The organism is Kribbella sp. NPDC055110 (genome assembly GCF_053607525.1).
In genome coordinates, this window is record NZ_JBSGTS010000019.1 from 1 (window position 1) to 19,303 (window position 19,303).

Below are 19,303 nucleotides of genomic sequence, written 5' to 3' on the forward strand. Positions count from 1 at the left end.
AGCTCGGCGTGCGGGGGCGAAGGTCTCGATGCGGAGCATCGTGGCCTTTGCACCCGTGCGGCGAGGTGCCGTGCCGAGTGCCCCGCAGTAGGCGCGGAACCATCAGACACCCCCTACGCTGGTGGTGCACAGGCGGCCCGCGGAACACCAGGGAGAGCGCGATGACCGAGTTCCGGATCACGCACGAGATCCACCAGACGCACCCGGACATCCGCGAGCGGCTCACCGCCACCACGATCGAGGCGATCAACGAGTCCAGCGCCCGTTCCGCCGAGGACGCGGCCCGGGTACTGCGCCACAAACTCGGCGAGATCGGCGTACAGATGAGCGACGCCGCCTGCCTGTCCGCGATCGAACGCATCCGCTCCGGCAAACAACTCCGCTTCGAGATCGAGCCCGTCCCCGACGAAGACTGAGCCCCGCCGACTGACGGCAGGTCGGGCGGGCGGCAGCGGGCGGGCGGCAGGCCGGTTGGGCGGCAGGTAGGGTGCGGGCGTGGAGCTTGGTGAGTTGGGGCGTCGGGTTTATGCGACCGCACATCTGACCGGGGAGTTTCTGCTCCGGTCCGGGCAGACGACGACGGAGTACTTCGACAAGTACCGTTTCGAGGCCGACCCGGTGCTGCTGGACGAGGTGACCGCGGCGATGGTCCCGCTGATCCCGGAAGGCACCGAGGTGCTGGCCGGTCTGGAGATGGGCGGCATCCCGGTGGTCACCGCGCTCGGGCGGCACACCGGCCTGCCCTGCGCGTTCGTCCGGAAGCAGGCGAAGGCGTACGGCACCTGCCGGCTGGCGGAGGGCGCCGAGACCAAGGGTCGCCGGGTCACGATCGTCGAGGACGTCGTCACCACCGGCGGCCAGATCGTCCTGTCCACCAACGAACTCCGCGCCCTCGGCGCCACCATCACCGACGCCCTCTGCGTCATCAACCGCAACCCCACCACCCCCGAACCCCTCACCGAGGCCGGCCTCACCCTCCACGCCCTACTAACCCCAGAACACCTCATCCCAACCACCTGACCCCCGGGCTCAACCCACCCACCCCAAGACACCTCGCGCCGGCTCGGGTCAGCCGGCTTTGCGTTGGTGTTCTGGGAGGAGGCGGCGGAAGTCGTCGGACGAGATGATCGGGACGTTGAGCTCGCGGGCCGCGCGCGCCTTGACCGACAGGCTGTCCACGTCAGCGGCCACCACGAACGTGGTATCCGGGCGAACCGCCTCCTGCGGCGCGAACCCGGCCGCCACCGCCCGGTCCCACCACACCTCGCGCGGCTCGACCATGTCCCCCGTGAACACCAGCGTGCTCCCCGGCGGATACCGTCGCGCACCAGGACGATCCGGTACGACGTACCGCCCGGCGCTCGCGCGGAGCAGCGCCTCGTCGACGTCGGACACCCGCCGCCCGAGCATCACCGCCATCTTGTCGAGCTCGCCGCGCTGGTCGAGGGTGATCTCGCCGGTCCCCCACGACGCGGTCGCCAGCGCGGACACGTACCACCGATGCAGATGATCGACCTGCGGACGCGTCATGCCCAACTCGGTTGCCACCTGCACCAACTGGTCAGCGTCCGCCGCCGTGATCTCACGGTTGGCGAGGATCGTATCGAGCAGTACGAGATACGAGTCGGCCTGCGGCGGCTCCGGGACGCGCGGCAACTGGTCGACAAGCCGACTCATCCAGCCGTGTCGTCCACCGGCATGCACCGGTCGCACCGTTGGCGGGACATCCGAACCGGGCAGCTCCGGCCAAGGCATCCGCCGTACCTCTTCGTAAGCCCACTGCCAAGGTGGCGGCGCCGCGAAAGCCCCCAGATACTGGGCGAACAACTCCGCCGTCGCCCGCGTGTCCGCCAGCGCCGAATGCCAGCCCTCGATCGAGATCCCGGCCGCCGCGCAGCAGGCACCGAGCGTCCGTTTCGCACCGGGATGCAGATACGCGGCCAATGCCATCGTGCACATCGACCGCTCGGTGATGAGCGGAACACTGACACCGAGCCGCGCGAACTCGGCCCGCAGGAAGCCGAGATCGAACTCGACGTTGTGCCCGACAACCATCCGTCCGGCCAGCAACTCACCCAACTGCCGGGCGATGTCCCCGAACTCCGGCGCCGCCAGCACGTCGGCGGTGAGGATCCCGTGAATGTGCTGAGGGCCCAAGTCACGTTGGGGATTCAGCAACGTCACCCACTCGCGCTCGACCCGCCCGTGTGCGTCCAGCAGCACGACGGCGATCTCGATGACCCGATGCCGATGGGTCGGCAGTAGACCGGTCGTCTCGGTGTCGATAACCGCGTACATCCAGGCCTCCTCCGGTTCGCTGACCGACTGAGACAACCCAATCACACGCCGCCGACAGTTTCCGCGACGTCAGGTACCGGACGGAATCTCGACCTCGATCTCTTCGCCCAGCCGCGCTCCGTGCGCCAACTGGAGTTCATCGCCACTCCAGAACCGCCCCGGGTCGTACCAGTTGAGCTTCCGCCCGCGGAGCAACCCCATCTCCTCGTACGTCACCGCGACCACCTCGGCGCAGTACGCCGACTCCAGCTCGAGCTCGCGCGATCCGCGACGAATCGCCGGCACCCGCCCACGCACCCATCTCGACGCGAGCCGAGCAGTCGACGGGAACGGCGTACCGTCCAGGCGAGCGACAGTCCGCAGTACTGCGTCCTCCATCTCCCGCGTGACCGGGTGATCGAGCTGCCGCAGCCAGGCCTGCTGACCGTACTTGCGCGCCCACACCAGCACCGCGTCGCGCAGATTGTGCAACTGCGCACCGCGCTGGTGCTGGCCGGTCCACATGTCCGGGAGCGAGCGACCCAGTTCCGCGTGCCACATCAGCGGTGGGAGGTCCTCGACGACGACCGCCATACCGACGTGGTTGACAGGGCTGTTGGTGGTCAGCTGGATGGCACGGTCGGCGGCGCTGCCACCGCGGAACAGCCAAATGTCACCTGTTCGTGTCAGTTCCGTAGCGTCATCCAGTGAAATCCGGCTGTTCACATCGCTAGGTTAGTCGGCATGAAGGTATGGAAGGTGGTAGGGCTTGCGGGACTCGTCGGCGTCGCCGCGACGGGCGTCGTGATCGCACGGGGCGAGCGGAAGCGCCGTGCGTACACGCCGGAAGAGGTCCGCGATCGCCTCAAGACCCGGGTCAAGGAAGCAGCAAACGCCTGACGCCGGACGACAAAGTCGGCCGGGCAGGTGTGGGTGCGCCGTAACTCGGTGGTACGGCGTCGCCCACGCCTGCCCGGCCGCAGTCGTTGCAGGACGCAACTTAAAGGTTGTGCCTTAAAGGTTGTGCAGGGCAACCTGTTCCAGGCGGCCGGCGGTGATCGTCGCGGTCTGGTAGGTGCAGTACGGCTGCCGCCTCCGGTCGGTCGGCGACCCCGGGTTCAGCAGCCGGATCCCGCCCGGGCCGGTCGTGTCCCACGGGATGTGACTGTGCCCGAACACGAGCAGATCAACCCCTGGGTACGCCGCCGCGCAGCGAACTTCTCGCCCCGTGGCCGGACCGGTCTCGTGCACCACGGCGACCGACAACCCGTCGAGCGTCACCCGCGCGACCTCGGGCAGCCGAGCGCGCAACGCCGTACCGTCGTTGTTGCCCCAGCACCCGATCAGCCGGGCCGCACGTGACTCCAACTCGTCCAGCAGCCCGACGCTCACCCAGTCGCCCGCATGGATGACCACGTCGGCGTCGTCGACCGCGTCCCACACCGGCGCGGGCAACTTCTTCGCCCGCACCGGCAGATGAGTGTCCGAGATCAGCACGAGGCGCATGCGCCTACCCTCTATCCCTTCAGCGCCTCGATCAACTCCTTCTCTCGAGCCGGGCTGAGTCCTGCCTTGCGCTCGCGGTCCAGGCCGAGCTCGCGTTCCCAGGCGAGGGTGTCCTCGACGAACTCCCGGCGGGACCGGTGGGTGAGGCCGGCCGCGGCGGCCGCCGCACCGCTGCGGGACGACCAGCCCTCGTACCCCGGCTCAGTGATCCACATCGCCAGCGAATCCGGTCCCATGTACTGCTCGACCTTCTGCTCCTCCAGCCACTCCCGCGGCGCCAGCACGACGGGCCCGGTGTGACCACCGACCTCGCGCACCAACTCGATCCACTCACCGAACGGCACCACCGGCCCGGCCGTGTCGAACGTCCCCGTGCGTCCCTCGGTCGCGTTGTCCAGCAGCCATCCGGCGAGATCCCGTACGTCGACCACCGATGTCGCCAACTCGGGCGTGTCGGGCACCAGCAACGGCTCCTCGGGCGCCCGCGCCGCCCGCGCGACCCACGCACCCGCGCGATCGCTGGGGTCCCCCGGCCCACCGATCAGCCCGGCGCGCGCGATCACCAGCCGATCCCCGACCACCTCGCGCGACGCGAGCTCACACGCGACCTTCGCCTCGCCGTACAGCTCCCGATCGACCACGTCCTCCGCGGTCGGCTCCCGCAGCGCCGCGGTCTCGTCCGCGCCCGGCGTGTCGTACTTCTCGTACGCGTTGCACGAGGACACGTACGTCCAGTGCTTGGCGCGGGCGCCGAACGCGGCCAGGGCGCCCTTCACGAAACCTGGTTGCCACGAGACCTCGAACACCGCATCCCACTCCCGCGCGGGCACCGCGTCGTACGCATCCGGACTGCTGCGATCGGCCGCGACCAACGTTGCGCCGTCCGCAATCGAGCCGCTCTCGCCACGGGCAACACAGGTCACCGAGTGCCCGCGCGCGATCGCCTGCGCCGCGATCTCGCGACCGAGCCACGCCGTACCACCGAGGATCAGAATCTCCATGCGGGCAAGCCAATCAGGCCGCGCCGACAATTCCCAGGCACCTCTGCCGAGGGCAGAAACTCCCGTGCGTGATTCGTTGCCCTCGTCAGGTCACCGTAATCGTCGTCCCCTTGCCAGGCAGGCGATCCGGGCGCACTGTCGAACCAGAAGGACACCCAGGGGTGAGTGTCTGTGGAAACAGGGGGAAGTGATGGCTGGTTTCGTTCAGATCATCGAGTACCGGACCTCCAAGCCGGACGAGATCGAGGCGCTGCTGGAGGACTACCGCGCGAAACGTGAGGCCGAGGGCGGCGGGCCGATGCCGACCCTCAGTCTCGCCTGCGCCGACCGCGACGAGCCGGGACGGTACTTCGCGATCGTCCAGTTCGAGTCGTACGAGGCGGCGATGGAGAACTCGCAGCGTGCCGACACCACCGAGATGTCGGAGAAGATGATGGAGCTCTGCGACGGTCCCGGAACGTTCTACAACCTCGACCTGGTCTCCTCGATGTAGGTGAATCCTCAGGTACGGCGTACGCCGGCTCGCCCGGGCGTACGCCGTACCGAGGTGACCGGTGCCGGGAGGGGGGATCAGCCGGCACCGGTGGATCGGGAGGTCAGCGGAAGACGCGGTACGACGACCAGGTCGACGGCGGCGCCGCGCCGTACGACCCGCGGTCGCGATCGGAGTGCAGCGGGTCGGGGTCCTGCGGCTCGGGCGCCGAGTGCAGGTCCGGCCACGGCCGCGGTGGAAGGGACTCGCGGGGCGGCAGTTTGAGATCGGGATCAGGACCCGCTTCGGGGTCGAGCCACTCGATCACGGTCGCCCCGCCGTGCCCGTGGATCGCCACGACGGAATCGATACCGTCCCAGACGGTCGTGGTCGGATAGTCGCCGTACCAGCGGAGCGCGACCGAGCCGTCGGTGAACTGCACACCCTCGGCGACGGGTCCGGTGCCGCTGACACCGGAGACATCTTGATGACGGATCAGCCGGAAGCGACGGGAGCTCATTTCGGCGCGACCTCCCACAGCCGCTCCCCCGGCAGCTTCCGTTCCGGTCCTGGATCGTGGTCCGGAACCGGGTCACTGGTCACCCGCAACCCGGCGAACCTGCGTGACATGGCCGCGGCGTACCGCTCGGCCAACTCTGCTTCGGCCCGGTAGTCGGCGACCACATGGTCCCCGAACCAGACCCGCACCCGACGACGCTCCACCCGGACCGCAGCCGGGTGTGGATCACCATCGTCGGCCATCTCAAAGCACCCGGCACCGAGTCGAGCCGGTTCCCATCAGCGACCTCGCATGACAACCCTTCACGGCAATCACTTCCACTTCCCTGTGGGGATGGGTTCACAGGTAGTGACGACCGACCCAGCCGTTCATGACGCCGGTTCCAAAAGTTTTCTCACCCTCCGTGAGAGTGCCCACGGCAACCGCCCCGAAGAACACCCGCCGGGGCCGGTGAACAAGCAATAACCTGTTCACCGCCCCCGCGGGGTGTCCCCACTCCCCATCAACGGCACCATGCCGCGCTCAGCCCCGGATCCAGGCCCGCCAGGCGTCGATGTCGTCAACGTCGAGCGACGTCTCCGGCGGGAAGGTATGGACGCCGGAGCCGGGCAGGTACGCCGCGACGATCCAGGACATCGCGGTGGCCAGGACCAGAGCGATCCGAGGCTGCGTCGAGGCGAGTTCATCGAAGACCGCTCGTGCCTCCTTCGCCTGCGCGACCTGGTTCCTCGAGCCGGCGATGCGTACATCGACCGCTCCGGTGTACCGATCGATCGCGGAGACGTCTTCGGGTGCGGGGTCGGCCTCGCCGTAGGTGTTCGGCTCGACAAGGAGCAGAACCCGTCCGTCGACGGTCCGGGCTCGTCCCCCGAAGAAGTGCTCGTTCTCCGCCAGCTCCGAATCCTCCAGCCGCTCCAGTTGCAAGGCAGCCGCGAGCCACTCGGCCACAGCGTCCAGCGGCTCGTCGGCGGCGACAAAGATCGTGTCGCTGTTGGACATCACTTCTCCTTCGTGTACGTGATCAGACGTCCGTCACCGAGGATGACATGAACGACGTCGGCGACTCGCCCACCCGGCTGGCCGCACGCTCTCCGGAACGATCTCCCGGCGACATCCTCTGACAAGCCGACCTGCCTGCCGTCGATCAGGACCTCGTTCCGCTCCCCCGCCTGCCTGCTCGCGTCATGGATGCTCCGCTTGATCGCGTTCGACTTCCCGCTGACCGGCGTCTTGAACTCGATGATGACGCCGTCGGCGTCCCCGGACTTACGCACCATGCTGTCGGGGTTCGACAAGTTGTCCCGGGTGTGATCTGCCGGACGCGCGTCGACCCGCCAGCCCTCCTCCGCGAGCCGGTCCGCGATCGCTCGCTCCTTCGGCTCGAAGACACTTGCCGGGTCGACGACCCCAGGCGCGAAGCTCACCCCCAGAGGACGCGGGTCGAAGGCCGGGTCGACGTCGACGGTTGGGAGGTCTGGGAGGGCTATGTCGACGACTAGTGGGGCGGGAGTGAGCTGCTCGGGGTAGTCGAAGGTGGCTTCGATCTGTTCTGTGGTGATGGTGAGGGTGGCGTGTTGCCATTGGTGGTCTTGGGCGTCGGACATGGAGTCGAGGAGGAGCTTGACGGCCTCGGTGAGGTCGGGGTCGATCTCGAGGTCGCGGGTGAGGCGCTCGGTGCGCTTCTCGTCTTCTTTCTCGTCCGGTTCTTCGAACTCGGGGGCCTCGTCGGTCTCCGGTGCGAATTCGAAGTCGCGGGTCAGGCGTTCCGCGCGTTTCTGCTCTTCCTTCTGGTCCGGTTCCTCGAAGATCACTTCGCCGGTTTCGGTGACGGTGATTTCGAGTTCCAGGAGGTTCTCGTCGTCGCGTTCCTCGTCCTTCTCGCGGGTCTTGCGGTAGTTCTCGAAGGCCTTGCGCGCGACCGTGACCAGCGGCGGCTCGTTGTCTTCGGCAACTTCCAGGTCGTCGTACGTCGCTGTGAGACGTCTCGTGCGGATCTCGGAGCCGGTGCCGCTGGTCGGCTTGTTGCGGTCGGCGGAGTCGGACGACGGGCGGTTCGTGGACGGGCCCCGGTCGCCGACAAGGCCCTCAGCCCAGCCGCGTGCCTTCGGTGGCGCCATTGACAGGTAGTGCGCGGCGGCCTCACATGCGCGCGCCGCAGCGTCAAGCTGCTGCGCGGCGACCGTTGCCTGCCCGCGGGACGCGATCAGCGCGACTTGTGCGTTCTCCCGGCAGCGCGCCGCCGTACGCAGAAGCTGGTCGACGACGCGGGGGATCTCGTCGAAGCAGTCGACCAGGCCGCGGGCAACCCGCTGCAACTCGGACGGCAAGAGCGTTAGATCTGGTCGGCGTAGTTCTTGCAGCCGGCCGACGCGATCTCCAGCGCCTCGGCGGCCTGTTCGACGGCCTTGCTCGCGGCCTCCAGGATCTCGGTGATGTCGCGGTCGATGCCGGTGGCGGTGCCCGCGATCAGGCTCTCCACCAACTGACTGTGCTGCGTGAACCGGAGCTTGAACCCGGCCAGGCCACCCGCTGCCTGCTTGGCCTCCATCGAGACCTGGTGCAGCTGTTCCTTGAGCCGCAGTACGTCGGACACCTCAACCCACTCCCAAACCTAGTTGCGCTTTTTCGGCAGCACGATCGCCGTACCCGCGACGACGACCGGGACCACGATCCCGAGCCACCACGGCAGACCGGCCGCCATCGCGACGAAGACGAGGACCGCACCGCCCCAGCCCCACCAGCGCGCGCCGGGCAGCCATGGCAGCCCGAGCACCCGCGACGCGGCCAGCATCGTGACCGCGGCGATCGCCGCTGCCTCGACACCGGTTAGGAACGACCCGCTGAGCACCCACACCAGCACGAACCCGACCAGCGCCAGGACCGCGCTGATGGTACGCCGCTTGCGCTGCTCCTGGAGCGCCCGGGCCGTCGTCCGCAGCTCCTCCAACTGGTCGACCGACTCGGCGAGCTGTTCGGTGATCCGCTCGGCGACCGTCTCGATGTCGTTCAGCGCGCGGATCTCGGGCAGCGTGTGGTTCGCCCGCTTGCCTTCCGCGGGCAGCCCGGCCCGCTGCAAACTCTCTGCTGCCTTGTCGGCGAGCGAGTTCAGCCGGGTCTGCAGCCGTCGTCCGCGCTCGGCCATCGCATCGGCCTCGGCCGCCGCGGTCGCCTCGGCCTTCGACTTGTGCGCCGTGACCCGGTCCTGCGCCTGCTGTGCGTCGGCCCGCGCCATCGCGACCGTCCGCAGCGCGCGCACGTACTCGGACCACTCCTGCTCGACAGTCTTCATCGCCGTACCAACTCCACCGCACGATCCACCTCGTCCGACCGCAGCGCGGCGAACGGTACGACGACCTGTGCCTCGGGATGCAGCCCGTCCCACAGCAACGCCCGGTGCGGTTCGGAGGCCCACCGCACCAGCGGACCTGCCACCGCGCGTACGCCGTCCTGTGGGTGCCGGAGGAACAGGTGGGTCGCCACGTTCGCCCGCCCGTACCCGAGGTGCTCGGTGCACACATGCAGCCGGTTCCACCACCCGAACGTGATGAGGCCCTGCGCCGGTCCGTCCCGCACGATGTCCTGCAACACGTTCGCGGGGCTCTCGAAGTACCCCTCGGCGTGCAGCTGCATCCGCGGTACGCCGTGGAACCCGAACCCGATCAGGTACGTCCCACCGGCTTCACCGCTCCGCATCGCGTCCCGTAGCGCGAACAGTCGCGGCGCGATGTCGTCGTGCTTGTCCACGGTCTCGACCTCGCACCCGAGCTCGCGCAGCACCTGCACCAACGCGTCCTTGCCCTCGGCAACGGACGGCGCCGAGTTCGTACCGTCCACGAAGAGGAACCGCGGCGGGTCCACGGCTGATGCAGCCGTCGACACCGCCAGCCCGGTCAGTACGCCGAGCGCATCCGGTGGACCGTCACCCAGCACGAGTACGCCGGCGCCAGGCTCCGGCCGCACCTCGACGGAAACCGGCTCCTCCGTCACCGCGATCGGCAGCCCGGTCCACGGCCGCCCCAATTCGGGCTTCACCGCAGTCGCCGTGTCCGTCAACCGCGCCGGCTCGGCCAGATGGAACACCCGCGGCGGATGCACCGCCGAACCCGCGCGCGTCCACAGCTCCTGCCGCAGCGAGTCCAGCACGGGCTTGTCCGCGTAGCTCACCAGCACGTGCTGATTGTCGTCCGGCGACCCGAAGTTCGCGTTCAGCACGGCCTCGCCGCGGAACTGCAACTCGGCCGCCGCCGTGTTCCCGCTGCGCAGGATGGCCTGCGAGTCGGCCGGTGTCGTCTTGAGTGCGATCCGGTACGGCACCTGCCCGAAGATCGAGTCCCGCCGCGTCGACAGCCGCTTCACGCCCTCGATCGTCTGCGTCGCCAGTACGACGTGAACGCCGTACGCGCGCCCCAGCCGGACCAACCGTTCCAGCAGCTTGGCCGCCTCGTCCGCCAGCTCGTCGTCGTCTTCGAGCAGCACCTGGAACTCGTCCAGTACGACGAGGATCCGCGGCGGCCGATCCGGGCCCGGAGGCAGCTCCGCGATATCAGCCACGTTGCCGTGCGACTTGAAGATCTCGCTGCGCCGCGCGAGCTCGTCCGACAGATGACGCAGTACGGCGAGACCGAACGCGCGATCGCTGTGCACGCCGAGCACGCGGATCTGCGGCAGCCAGTGCGGCCGATCCGGGCCGGGGCCGAGCGCCGAGAACTCGACACCGTGCTTGAAGTCGAGCAGGTACATCTCCAGGTCGGCCGGCGAATAGCGCGCCGCGAGACCGTGGATCAGCACGAGCAGCAGGTTCGATTTGCCCTGGCCGACCGCGCCGCCGACGAGCACATGCGGCAGGGCCGGGTTGCCGCTGCGCAACCGCACCAGCGCCGGCGTGCGGTCGTCGTACCCGATCACCGTCCCGACCTCGTCCGTGACGGGCTGCCACCAGGTCGAGCGGTCCGGCAGGGTGCGCTCGAAGTCGACGGTCGGGAGTACGGCGATCTCCGCCTGCTCGGCGATCACGTCACAGATGCCCGCGGCAACGGTCGCGTCGAACGCCGGATCGAGCCGGGCCGGCGGCAGCTGCGCGACCTCGACCCGATCGTTGACGATGGCAACCGGATTGAGGAGATCGAGCAACTGTTTCGAGTCCACGTCGAGCTCGGCCGCCGTGGACGCGTCGTAGTGGACCAGGAAGCAGATGCCACGCTTGCCCGCGGTCGCGGCCAGCCGGAGCAGGTCGCGCTGGGCGAGCGTGTCGATCCCGGACGGGTAGTCGAACAGGATGACGATCCGGTAGGGGTCGGTGACCTGGCCGGTCTCCTTCAGGAGGTCCTCGAAGCGCTCGTGCCCGAGCTGCGCCTGCCTGCTCGCGCGCAACGACGACACGTCGACGAGACCGGACAGCACCGTGTGCAGCTGCTCTGCGGTATGTGTTGCCCTGGGCACCAATTGCGGGTACTTCGTGGTCAGGTGACCGAGCAGCCCCATCATCCCGGTCAGCCGCGGATCGAACGCGTCGATGCGCAGCCGGAACGGTTCGGCCGCCGCCACGAGCCGCATCGCGACGCTCTGCAGCAGACGGCGCGCGGACTCGTTGCGGTCGCCGGTCACCTTCCAGCCGTTGGTGCGGAGCAGTGGCGCGACAACCGGCGTACCAGCGTCCAGTTCGCCGACCCGCACGTACGCCGGGACGCCCGCGCCGACCAGCTGACGCGAACGCCAGCGGGCATCGTTCGGCGGGATCGACGCCAGGCCCGGTGCGAGCCGGTCCGCGAGCAGCCGCGCCTTCGGCTCGGCCTCGGACAGCGCCTCGGCGGTCTTCGCGTCGACGAGCGATCGCGACTCACGCCGGGCGGCCGCCGTCTGCTCCTGCAGTTGACGATGCAGCTTCACGGCGCGCTGATGCTCGCCGTACGTCAGCCGGCGCGCGTTGTCCAGCAACTGCCCCAGCGCATGCTGCAAACCGCGGATCCGCGCTTCCAGGAGCTCCGGTGCGGCCGGTCCCCCGTCAGGCTTCTCCGTCACGAGCATCGTCCTTCCGCCCTTGCCCCGCGACCCTACTTATTGCCTGGTGTAACCATGTCACACCACTAGCCCCAGTGGTCACTCCAGGTATCAGTAGTCTCACCTGCTAATCAGGAGCGACGATCTCTAGCTCGTAGCCGTCGGTGTTGGAGAGGAAGGCGGCGTAATGCTGCGGTCCGCCGGCGTACGGGTGGCGGTCGGCGAACATCAGTGTCCAGCCGTGCTCGGCGGCCTCCGCGACGATGCTGTCGACCTCGGCCCGACCGGCCGCGTTCAGTGCCAGGTGGTTCATGCCCGGCCGCATCCGGTCGTGCTCGGCGGCCGACATCGCCGGGCTCTGCTCGACGACGACGTAACAGCCGTCCGCGGCGGTCCAGGTCATGCCGCCCGGCCAGCCGTCACCGTCCTTCCAGCCCAGCCGGTTGAGGACCCAGCCCCAGCTCGTGACAGCCCGGGAAAGGTCCGGGACCCAGATCTCGACGTGATGCACCGCGGTAGCCATCGGAGCATTATCTGTGCTCGGCATGACGGTGCGACACGGCCGTCGAGATTCCGGCCGCGATCGCGCCGGAAAGCAGCAGCCAGACCAGCGCGGCGAGCAGCCACGGCCACCACGGCCGGACCTGCGCGCCCTCGGCGACGGCCTTGCCGAACAGTCCGCCGGCAGGCGCGAAGACGAGCACGAGCACCAACCGCGCGAACCTCGTCTCCCTGCTCATTTCTTCAGTGTGCGAGACAGCAGCCGAGCCTGCAGAAACCTTGGCGTTTCGCGCCCGGTCACCTTTCTGTCCGTGGGAGGGTTTACGGTCTCCGTGACAGTCGAAATCTGTGCTGGTTCAAGATGGGGGTTCGAGGTGAGTACCACCCGGATCGAGAGCACGGCGTACGGCGCCGCGGCTCTGGAGCGCCTGCAAGCCGTCGTCGCGCGGCTCAAGGCCGACGATCCGATGACCCCTGTCACCCTGCTCCTGCCGAACAACCTGGCCGGCGTGATCGCCCGCCGCCACCTCGCGCGTTCCTCGGTCGCCGGGCTGTACCTGGCGACCCTCGAGCGGCTCGCCGAGCAGATCGCCGCCGGGCTGCTCTCGCCGCGACGTCCCGCGACCCGTCCGATCGTGGCGGCCACCTGGCGTACGGCGCTCGCGAAGGCGCCCGGCATCTTCGACGAGGTCGCCGAGCACCCGTCGACCATCCAAGCGCTTGCATCCGCGCATCGCGAGCTCCGCGACCTCACCGAGCCCGCGCTCGACAAGGTCGCGCACGCGTCCGCGCTCGGCCCCGACCTGGTCCGCCTGCATCGGCACGTCACCGCCGAACTGGCTGCCGATTGGTACGACGCGACTGATCTGCTCCGCGCCGCCGCGTCCCGGATCGCCGCCTCGCCGTCAACTGTCGACGAGCTGGGCGCTCTGGTCTTGTACCTCCCGCAAGAGCTGACCCAGTCCGAGGCAGCCTTCGTCGCCGCGCTCGGTGAAGCGGCCGCCGATCTCACGGTGATCGTCGGGCTGACCGACGTACGCCGTGCCGACCGCGCGGTGCGGCGATCGCTCGAACGGATCGGGATCGATCTGCCGACGTCGATCTCGAAGAACTATCCGGTCGCGACCGAGATCCTCAACGCGTCCGACGCCGACGACGAGGTGCGTTGCGTGGTGCGTGACGTCGTCTCGGCGCTCGAGCACACGCCGGCGCATCGGATCGCAGTGCTGTACGCGGCCGCCTCGCCGTACGCGCGGCTGCTGCACGAGCACCTGTCGGCCGCGCGCATCGAGGTGAACGGTCCCGGCACGCGGCCGGTGCACGAGCGGGCGATCGCGCGGACGCTCCTCGAAGTACTGGCGCTGGTCGATCAGGATCTGCCGCGGGCGGACGTGTTCCGTGCATTGGCGAATGCGCCGACGCGGGACTTCAACGGCGACCGCATCCCGGTGCCGCAGTGGGAGCGGATGTCGCGGGCGGCCGGGGTGGTACGCGGCGACGACTGGGACACGCGGCTGGCGCGGTACGCCCAGTCGGAGCGGCGAACTGCCGACCAGGAGGAGGCGGCCGAGGATCCACGGCCGGCTGCGGTACGGCGCGCGCAGTACAACGCGTCGACGGCGGAGCGATTGCATGCGTTTGCTTCGACCTTGCGTCGACGGCTTGGGAGTTTGGCTGCGCTGGAGACGTGGGCCTCACTGTCCGAGGGTGTGCTGCAGCTCTTCCACGACTTGCTCGGGGACTACTCGTCATTGCCGATCGAGGAGCAGTACGCCGCGGCCGCAGTCGAAGGGTCGTTGAAAGGGTTGTCTACGCTCGACGAGCTCGGTACGCCGGCGAGTCTCGCCGTACTGCGGGATGTGCTCGATCTCGAACTGCAGCAGTCCCTGCCGCGGGTCGGCACGTTCGGGACGGGCGTGCTGGTCGCGCCGCTGTCCGCGAGCGTGGGCCTGTCGGCGGACATCGTGTACGTCGTCGGGCTGTCCGAGGACCTGTATCCGGGCCGGGTACACGAGGACGCGCTGCTCCCCCACCGCGTGCGTGAGGCGGCTGCACCGGAGTTGGCGTCGTTCCGGGATCGCCTGGACGAGAAGCAGCGGCATCTCCTCGTCGCGTTCTCGGCCGGTGCGCGAGTGGTCGCGTCGTTCCCGCGCGGCGATCTGCGCCGGTCGTCGCGACGGTTGCCGACGCGCTGGCTGCTCGGGTCGTTGCGGGAGCTGACAGGTGATCACGCGTTGCCCGCGACACAGTGGGACCGGTACGGCGAGGTGCTGCGGACGTCCGCGTCGTACGCCGGTTCGTTGACGACGGCAACGATGCCGGCGACCGAGCAGGAGTGGCAGACGCGCGCGGCGGCGGCGCGGTTGTGGGTTCAGGACGGCGTACTCGTCCGTGCCCGGGAGTTGCTGCGGGGGCGTGCTTCTGCGGCGTTCACGCGCTTCGACGGGGACTTGTCTGGTGTGTCGGGGCTGCCCGAATTCGCGGTCGAGGATCGGATCGCGTCACCGACGTCGCTGGAGTCGTATGCGACCTGTCCGCACGCGTACTTCGTCGAGCGGCTGCTGCAGGTGGAGCCGCTCGAGGCACCGGAAGATCTGCTCGTCATCTCGCCGATCCAGGTCGGGAACCTGATCCACAACAGCCTGGATGCGTTCGTGACACGCCTGGCCGGTTCGTTGCCCGGGTACGGCGAGCCGTGGACTTCTGAGCAACGGTCGCTGTTGTTGGCGATCGGGGCGGATCTCGCCGAGCAGTTCGAGGCGGAAGGGCTGACCGGGCATCCCCGGTTGTGGCAGCGCGAGCGGTTGCGGATCCTCGGCGACCTGATGGTGCTGCTCACCGACGACGATCGCTGGCGCGCGTCGCGGTCCGCGTCGGTGGTGGCGAGTGAGCTGACGTTCGGCTTCGACGGCGAGCCTCCGGTGGAGATCCCGGTGCCGTCGGGGCGGGTGTTGCTGCGCGGATCCGCCGACAAGGTGGACCTCGGCGCGGACGGCACGATCTATGTGACGGACGTGAAGACCGGCGGTTTCTCGCGGTACGAGGGCATCGAGGCGGATCCGGTCGCGGGCGGGACGAAGCTGCAGCTGCCTGTGTACGCGTACGCGGCCCGCGCGCGGCTGGGCGAACCGTCCACTCCGGTCGAGGCGTCGTACTGGTTCGTCCGGCGCGGCGGCAAACGGATCCCGGTCCCACTCACCCCCGAGGTCGAGGCCCGGTACGTCGACACGCTCGACGTGATCGTGTCGTCGATCGCGGCCGGCCACTTCCCGCCGAAGGCACCCGAGGTGCCGGACTTCCTGTGGATCCAGTGCCCGTACTGCAACCCCGACGGCCTCGGCCACAGCGAGGTCCGGGCGCGCTGGGACCGCAAACGCCACGATCCGGTGCTCGAGCGGCTGGTGCGGCTCATCGACCCGACTGCCCTGGAGGTCGTCGATGAGTGAACAGTTGCTCGACTCGGCAGCTCGCGATCGGATCCGCTCGGACACCGACACCACCCTCTTCGTCGAAGCAGGCGCCGGGTCGGGGAAGACGTATGCGCTGGTCGAGCGGGTCACCACGCTCGTGCTGCGAGACGGCGTACCGCTGCGAACGATCGCGGCCGTGACCTTTACCGAGAAGGCAGGGGCGGAGCTCCGGGACCGGCTGCGGGTCGAGTTCGAGAAGGCGCGGAAGAGCGAGGACCGGCAGCTCGCGGACGCTGCGCTGGACGATCTGGATTCGGCGTCGATCGGCACGCTGCATGCGTTCGCGCAGCAGATCCTGCTCGCGCATCCGATCGAGGCCGGGCTGCCGCCGCTCATCGACGTACTCGACGAGGTCGGCTCGTCGGTCGCCTTCGAGGAACGCTGGGCCGAGCTGCAGCAGCAACTCCTCGACGACGATTCGATCGCCGAGCCGCTGCTGCTCGCGATGGCGGTCGGCGCCGAGCTGAAGCATCTCCGGTCGCTCGCCCGGCTGTTCGGCAACGACTGGGACCTGATCGCGGATCGGGTCCTGGTCGAGCCACCGGAACTCGTCGCGATGCCGGATCTCAGCGGCCTGATCGCGGCGGCCGCGCAGATCGGCGCCGCGGCCGAGACCTGTCTGGATCCTGAGGACCGCCTGCTGCCGAAGGTTCAGCAGATCCGCGAGCTCGGTCTGACGCTGGAGGCGGCGTCCGATCAGGAGACGCAGCTCGCGCTGCTGCAGACCTTCCGCGGCCTGAAGATCGGCAGGATCGGGCGCAAGGAGAACTGGCCGGACATCGCCAAGGTCCGCGCGGACTGTACCGAGGTCGTCGAGGTCGCGGGCTCATTGGTCGAACTGCTCCTCGATGCTTGCCTCCGGCATCTTTCGCACTGGATCGCGGAGCGGGTGCTGGAGTCGGCCGAGCTCCGGCGGGCGGAGGGACGGCTGGAGTTCCATGACCTGCTGGTGCTCGCGCGCGACCTGCTCCGGCGCGACCCCGAGGTGCGTGCGGACCTTCAGGAGCGCTTCGAGCGGTTGCTGCTCGACGAGTTCCAGGACACCGACCCGATCCAGATCGAGCTCGCGGTGCGGATCGCCGGTGGCGCGGAGGCGGATGCCACGGACTGGCATGACGTCGAGGTGCCCGAGGGGCGGCTGTTCGTGGTCGGGGACCCGAAGCAGTCCATCTACCGGTTCCGGCGCGCCAACATCGCGACGTACCTGACCGCCCAACAGCTGCTGGGCGAAACGGTCGCTCTCACCACGAACTTCCGCACGGTGCCGCCCATCCTGAGCTGGATCAACACCGTCTTCGCGACCCTCATCCAGGCTCACGAATCCGCGCAACCGTCGTACCAGTCGCTCTCCCCGCACCGCACCAACCCAACCTCCGCCGGCCTTGGCGAAGCCTCGCGCCCGGGCATCACGTCGCGCACTGATGCGCCGCCTCCCGACGCGCCCGTCAAGGGCGACCAACTCTCGATCTTCGACTTCCCCGACGACGCCGACTCGGATCAGCTCAGCGACCTCGCGGCCGTCCTCCCGTTCCGCCGGCGCGGCACCGACGTACCGCTCGAAGAACCACCGACCGCCGAACCCGAGGACCCATCAGCCGGGCCTGCCGTCACGATCCTCGGCGCCACACCGCACGACGACCTGCCGCGCGCGCAAGCCTCGGTCCTCCGCGAACGCGAAGCCACCGACGTCGCCTCCGTCATCGAAGAAGCACTCCGCGAAGGCTGGCTGGTGTACGACGACCGCGCGGAAACCTGGCGCCCCGCGGAGGCCGGCGACATCGCCGTACTCGTGCCGGCCCGCACCTCCCTCCCGTTCCTGGAAGACGCCCTCGACCGCGCCGACATCCCGTACCGCGCGGAAGCCAGCTCCCTCGTCTACCAGACCGCCGAGGTCCGCGACCTGCTCGCCTGCGCCCGCGCGCTCGGCGACCCGAGCGACCAGCTCGCTCTCGTCACCACCCTCCGCTCACCCCTGTTCGGCTGCGGGGACGACGACCTCTACACCTGGAAGCGCAACCGCGGCATCTTCAACCTCATCGCCCCGGTGCCGGATTCCCTGGTCACCCACCCGGTCGGCGAGGCGATGGAGTGGCTCCGGCGGACGTATTTCGTCGCCCGCTGGCTCACCCCCAGCGAGATCCTGGCGAAGATCGTCGCCGACCGCCGCATGCTCGAAGTCGCCGCGATCGGCCCCCGCGCCCGCGATGCCTGGCGCCGCATCCGGTTCGTCGTCGACCAGGCCCGCGCCTGGTCCGAGGTCGAACACGGCGGCCTCCGCTCGTACCTCGCCTGGGCCGCCCACCAAGGCGAAGAGACGTCCCGCGTCGCCGAGGCCGTCCTCCCCGAGACCGACGCCGACGCGGTCCGGGTGATGACGATCCACGCCGCGAAGGGCCTCGAGTTCCCGATCGTCATCCTCTCCGGCATGACCGCCTCCCCGAACCGTCAACGCGGCGTCCAGGTCCTGTGGCCGCTGCCCGGCGGCTACGCGGTGAAGCTCAAGTCGTCCGTCCAGACCGAGGACTTCGACCTCGTACAACCCGTCGACGAACAGATGGACGACTACGAACGCCGCCGCCTGCTGTACGTCGCCGCGACGCGCGCCCGCGACCACCTGGTCGTCTCACTGCACCGCTCCGGCAACCGCCGCCACGCAAGCAACGCCGAGCTCCTCGCGACCGCCGGCGGCGTCGACGCGCCACACGCCACGCTCTTCACGGGTGCACCGGTCCCCGACCGCGAGCCGACCGGCAGCCCGGACGTCACCCCGCCGATCTCCCGCACCGAGTGGGAATCCCGAGCCTCCGCCGCCCAGGCCGCAAGCCGGAGGCCCTCCGCCCAGAGCGCCTCCGGCCTGGAAGGCACCAGCCCGGAACTCGCCCTATCCACTGGTACCGAGGCCGTCGTAGTCCCTGGAACCGCGAAAGGTGCCCGCGACCTCGAGCTCCCACCGTGGTCCAAGGGCCGCTACGGCACCGCGATCGGCCGCGCCGTGCACGCCGTACTCCAAGTCGTCGACCTCTCCACCGGCGCCGGCCTCGAAGCCGCCGTCTCCACGCAGTGCCTGGCCGAGGGAGTCCTCGAGTACGCCGACGTCGTCACTGCACTCGTCCGTTCGGCGCTCGCCTCCGAGGTGGTGAAACGCGCCGCCGCCCGCTCGCATTGGCGCGAGTCGTACGTCGGCACACTCCAACCCGACGGCACCGTCCTGGAGGGCTTCGTAGACCTCATCTACCGCGAGGACGACGGCCGCCTCACCATCGTCGACTACAAAACCGACGCCATCCCCGCAGCAGCCCTGGACAGCCGAGTCGCGTACTACGCACCCCAACTCCACGCCTACGCCGAAATCCTCCCGAACACCGGCCCCCCAGTCCTGCTCTTCCTCAACCCCAACACAGCCGTCGAACGCCGCCTCTAATCCACTCGTTCTCCGACCCAGCGGCCGCCCGCCTTCACCCTCACTCGCTCAGGCAGCGCCGGAGAACTCCAACGCAGCGGTCGTCGTCCCCCGTCACCCTCACTCGCTCAGGTAACGCCGGAGAACTCCAACCCAGCG

General features: G+C 69.1%; 19 protein-coding genes. 6 read left to right on the plus strand and 13 right to left on the minus strand.

Annotated features, from left to right (window positions below):
• Window positions 1-161: 161 nt before the first annotated feature.
• Window positions 162-416, plus strand: coding sequence for a hypothetical protein (locus ACWF0M_RS26175; protein WP_452238350.1), 255 nt, complete (start codon window positions 162-164; stop codon window positions 414-416).
• 79 nt (window positions 417-495) lie between these two features.
• Window positions 496-1,020, plus strand: coding sequence for an orotate phosphoribosyltransferase (locus ACWF0M_RS26180; RefSeq protein ID WP_452238351.1), 525 nt, complete (start codon window positions 496-498; stop codon window positions 1,018-1,020).
• A 48-nt stretch (window positions 1,021-1,068) separates the two neighbouring features.
• On the opposite strand, the gene ACWF0M_RS26185 is transcribed toward ACWF0M_RS26180, so the two are convergent.
• Both ACWF0M_RS26185 and ACWF0M_RS26190 read right to left on the minus strand, forming a co-directional pair.
• On the minus strand, window positions 1,069-2,298 hold the full coding sequence (locus tag ACWF0M_RS26185; RefSeq protein ID WP_452238352.1) for an exonuclease domain-containing protein: 1,230 nt from the start codon (window positions 2,296-2,298) through the stop codon (window positions 1,069-1,071).
• Window positions 2,299-2,367: 69 nt separating this feature from the next.
• A complete protein-coding gene (locus ACWF0M_RS26190; protein WP_452238353.1) occupies window positions 2,368-3,003 on the minus strand; it encodes a hypothetical protein in 636 nt (211 codons plus the stop codon).
• Window positions 3,004-3,021: 18 nt separating this feature from the next.
• Here ACWF0M_RS26190 and ACWF0M_RS26195 point away from each other — a divergent pair, with 18 nt between their 5' ends.
• Window positions 3,022-3,177, plus strand: coding sequence for a hypothetical protein (locus ACWF0M_RS26195; protein WP_165546543.1), 156 nt, complete (start codon window positions 3,022-3,024; stop codon window positions 3,175-3,177).
• A gap of 114 nt (window positions 3,178-3,291) precedes the next feature.
• Here the strand turns inward: ACWF0M_RS26195 and ACWF0M_RS26200 are convergent, their stop codons facing one another.
• Window positions 3,292-3,783 (minus strand): metallophosphoesterase family protein, encoded by a 492-nt coding sequence (locus ACWF0M_RS26200; protein ID WP_452238354.1) that lies wholly within the window; start codon window positions 3,781-3,783, stop codon window positions 3,292-3,294.
• Window positions 3,784-3,794: 11 nt separating this feature from the next.
• Window positions 3,795-4,784, minus strand: a complete 990-nt coding sequence (locus ACWF0M_RS26205; protein ID WP_452238355.1) for an oxidoreductase — start codon at window positions 4,782-4,784, stop codon at window positions 3,795-3,797.
• Window positions 4,785-4,974: 190 nt separating this feature from the next.
• On the opposite strand from ACWF0M_RS26205, the gene ACWF0M_RS26210 reads away from it, so the two are divergent.
• Entirely contained in the window at window positions 4,975-5,277 is a 303-nt protein-coding gene (locus ACWF0M_RS26210; RefSeq protein WP_452238356.1) for a hypothetical protein, read from the plus strand.
• A 103-nt stretch (window positions 5,278-5,380) separates the two neighbouring features.
• On the opposite strand, the gene ACWF0M_RS26215 is transcribed toward ACWF0M_RS26210, so the two are convergent.
• The 9 genes from ACWF0M_RS26215 to ACWF0M_RS26255 all read right to left on the minus strand — a co-directional run bounded on the left by ACWF0M_RS26215 (window position 5,381) and on the right by ACWF0M_RS26255 (window position 12,513).
• Window positions 5,381-5,776 carry a hypothetical protein gene (locus tag ACWF0M_RS26215; protein ID WP_452238357.1) on the minus strand — a complete coding sequence of 132 codons (396 nt, stop codon included), beginning with the start codon at window positions 5,774-5,776 and terminating at the stop codon, window positions 5,381-5,383.
• Window positions 5,773-6,018: a hypothetical protein gene (locus ACWF0M_RS26220; RefSeq protein WP_452238358.1), complete on the minus strand. Its 246-nt coding sequence runs from the start codon at window positions 6,016-6,018 to the stop codon at window positions 5,773-5,775. Before ACWF0M_RS26220 ends, ACWF0M_RS26215 begins: the two co-directional genes overlap by 4 nt.
• A 280-nt stretch (window positions 6,019-6,298) precedes the next feature.
• Window positions 6,299-6,775: a hypothetical protein gene (locus tag ACWF0M_RS26225; protein WP_452238359.1), complete on the minus strand. Its 477-nt coding sequence runs from the start codon at window positions 6,773-6,775 to the stop codon at window positions 6,299-6,301.
• The gene (locus ACWF0M_RS26230; protein ID WP_452238360.1) at window positions 6,775-8,103 is read right to left on the minus strand and encodes a hypothetical protein; all 1,329 of its coding nucleotides are present in this window, start codon (window positions 8,101-8,103) and stop codon (window positions 6,775-6,777) included. Before ACWF0M_RS26230 ends, ACWF0M_RS26225 begins: the two co-directional genes overlap by 1 nt.
• A gap of 5 nt (window positions 8,104-8,108) precedes the next feature.
• Complete coding sequence (locus ACWF0M_RS26235; protein ID WP_130388988.1) at window positions 8,109-8,369, minus strand: hypothetical protein; 261 nt, start codon at window positions 8,367-8,369, stop codon at window positions 8,109-8,111.
• Window positions 8,370-8,387: 18 nt separating this feature from the next.
• Window positions 8,388-9,065: a hypothetical protein gene (locus ACWF0M_RS26240; protein ID WP_452238361.1), complete on the minus strand. Its 678-nt coding sequence runs from the start codon at window positions 9,063-9,065 to the stop codon at window positions 8,388-8,390.
• Window positions 9,062-11,794: an FtsK/SpoIIIE domain-containing protein gene (locus ACWF0M_RS26245; protein ID WP_452238362.1), complete on the minus strand. Its 2,733-nt coding sequence runs from the start codon at window positions 11,792-11,794 to the stop codon at window positions 9,062-9,064. The genes ACWF0M_RS26240 and ACWF0M_RS26245 overlap by 4 nt, the downstream gene beginning before the upstream one ends.
• A 106-nt stretch (window positions 11,795-11,900) precedes the next feature.
• Window positions 11,901-12,296, minus strand: a complete 396-nt coding sequence (locus ACWF0M_RS26250; RefSeq protein WP_452238363.1) for a VOC family protein — start codon at window positions 12,294-12,296, stop codon at window positions 11,901-11,903.
• 7 nt (window positions 12,297-12,303) lie between these two features.
• Window positions 12,304-12,513 carry a hypothetical protein gene (locus ACWF0M_RS26255; protein ID WP_452238364.1) on the minus strand — a complete coding sequence of 70 codons (210 nt, stop codon included), beginning with the start codon at window positions 12,511-12,513 and terminating at the stop codon, window positions 12,304-12,306.
• Window positions 12,514-12,648: 135 nt separating this feature from the next.
• On the opposite strand from ACWF0M_RS26255, the gene ACWF0M_RS26260 reads away from it, so the two are divergent.
• Window positions 12,649-15,720, plus strand: coding sequence for a PD-(D/E)XK nuclease family protein (locus tag ACWF0M_RS26260; protein ID WP_452238365.1), 3,072 nt, complete (start codon window positions 12,649-12,651; stop codon window positions 15,718-15,720).
• Window positions 15,713-19,165: a UvrD-helicase domain-containing protein gene (locus tag ACWF0M_RS26265; RefSeq protein WP_452238366.1), complete on the plus strand. Its 3,453-nt coding sequence runs from the start codon at window positions 15,713-15,715 to the stop codon at window positions 19,163-19,165. The genes ACWF0M_RS26260 and ACWF0M_RS26265 overlap by 8 nt, the downstream gene beginning before the upstream one ends.
• Window positions 19,166-19,303: the final 138 nt, after the last annotated feature.

Coding starts and splice junctions, on each gene's coding strand:
- ACWF0M_RS26215 (WP_452238357.1), bottom strand. CDS start 5,776: ATGAGCTCCCGTCGCTTCCGGCTGATCCGTCATCAAGATGTCTCCGGT.
- ACWF0M_RS26210 (WP_452238356.1), top strand. CDS start 4,975: ATGGCTGGTTTCGTTCAGATCATCGAGTACCGGACCTCCAAGCCGGAC.
- ACWF0M_RS26200 (WP_452238354.1), bottom strand. CDS start 3,783: ATGCGCCTCGTGCTGATCTCGGACACTCATCTGCCGGTGCGGGCGAAG.
- ACWF0M_RS26185 (WP_452238352.1), bottom strand. CDS start 2,298: ATGTACGCGGTTATCGACACCGAGACGACCGGTCTACTGCCGACCCAT.
- ACWF0M_RS26220 (WP_452238358.1), bottom strand. CDS start 6,018: ATGGCCGACGATGGTGATCCACACCCGGCTGCGGTCCGGGTGGAGCGT.
- ACWF0M_RS26250 (WP_452238363.1), bottom strand. CDS start 12,296: ATGGCTACCGCGGTGCATCACGTCGAGATCTGGGTCCCGGACCTTTCC.
- ACWF0M_RS26195 (WP_165546543.1), top strand. CDS start 3,022: ATGAAGGTATGGAAGGTGGTAGGGCTTGCGGGACTCGTCGGCGTCGCC.
- ACWF0M_RS26175 (WP_452238350.1), top strand. CDS start 162: ATGACCGAGTTCCGGATCACGCACGAGATCCACCAGACGCACCCGGAC.
- ACWF0M_RS26265 (WP_452238366.1), top strand. CDS start 15,713: ATGAGTGAACAGTTGCTCGACTCGGCAGCTCGCGATCGGATCCGCTCG.
- ACWF0M_RS26225 (WP_452238359.1), bottom strand. CDS start 6,775: ATGTCCAACAGCGACACGATCTTTGTCGCCGCCGACGAGCCGCTGGAC.
- ACWF0M_RS26205 (WP_452238355.1), bottom strand. CDS start 4,784: ATGGAGATTCTGATCCTCGGTGGTACGGCGTGGCTCGGTCGCGAGATC.
- ACWF0M_RS26255 (WP_452238364.1), bottom strand. CDS start 12,513: ATGAGCAGGGAGACGAGGTTCGCGCGGTTGGTGCTCGTGCTCGTCTTC.
- ACWF0M_RS26240 (WP_452238361.1), bottom strand. CDS start 9,065: ATGAAGACTGTCGAGCAGGAGTGGTCCGAGTACGTGCGCGCGCTGCGG.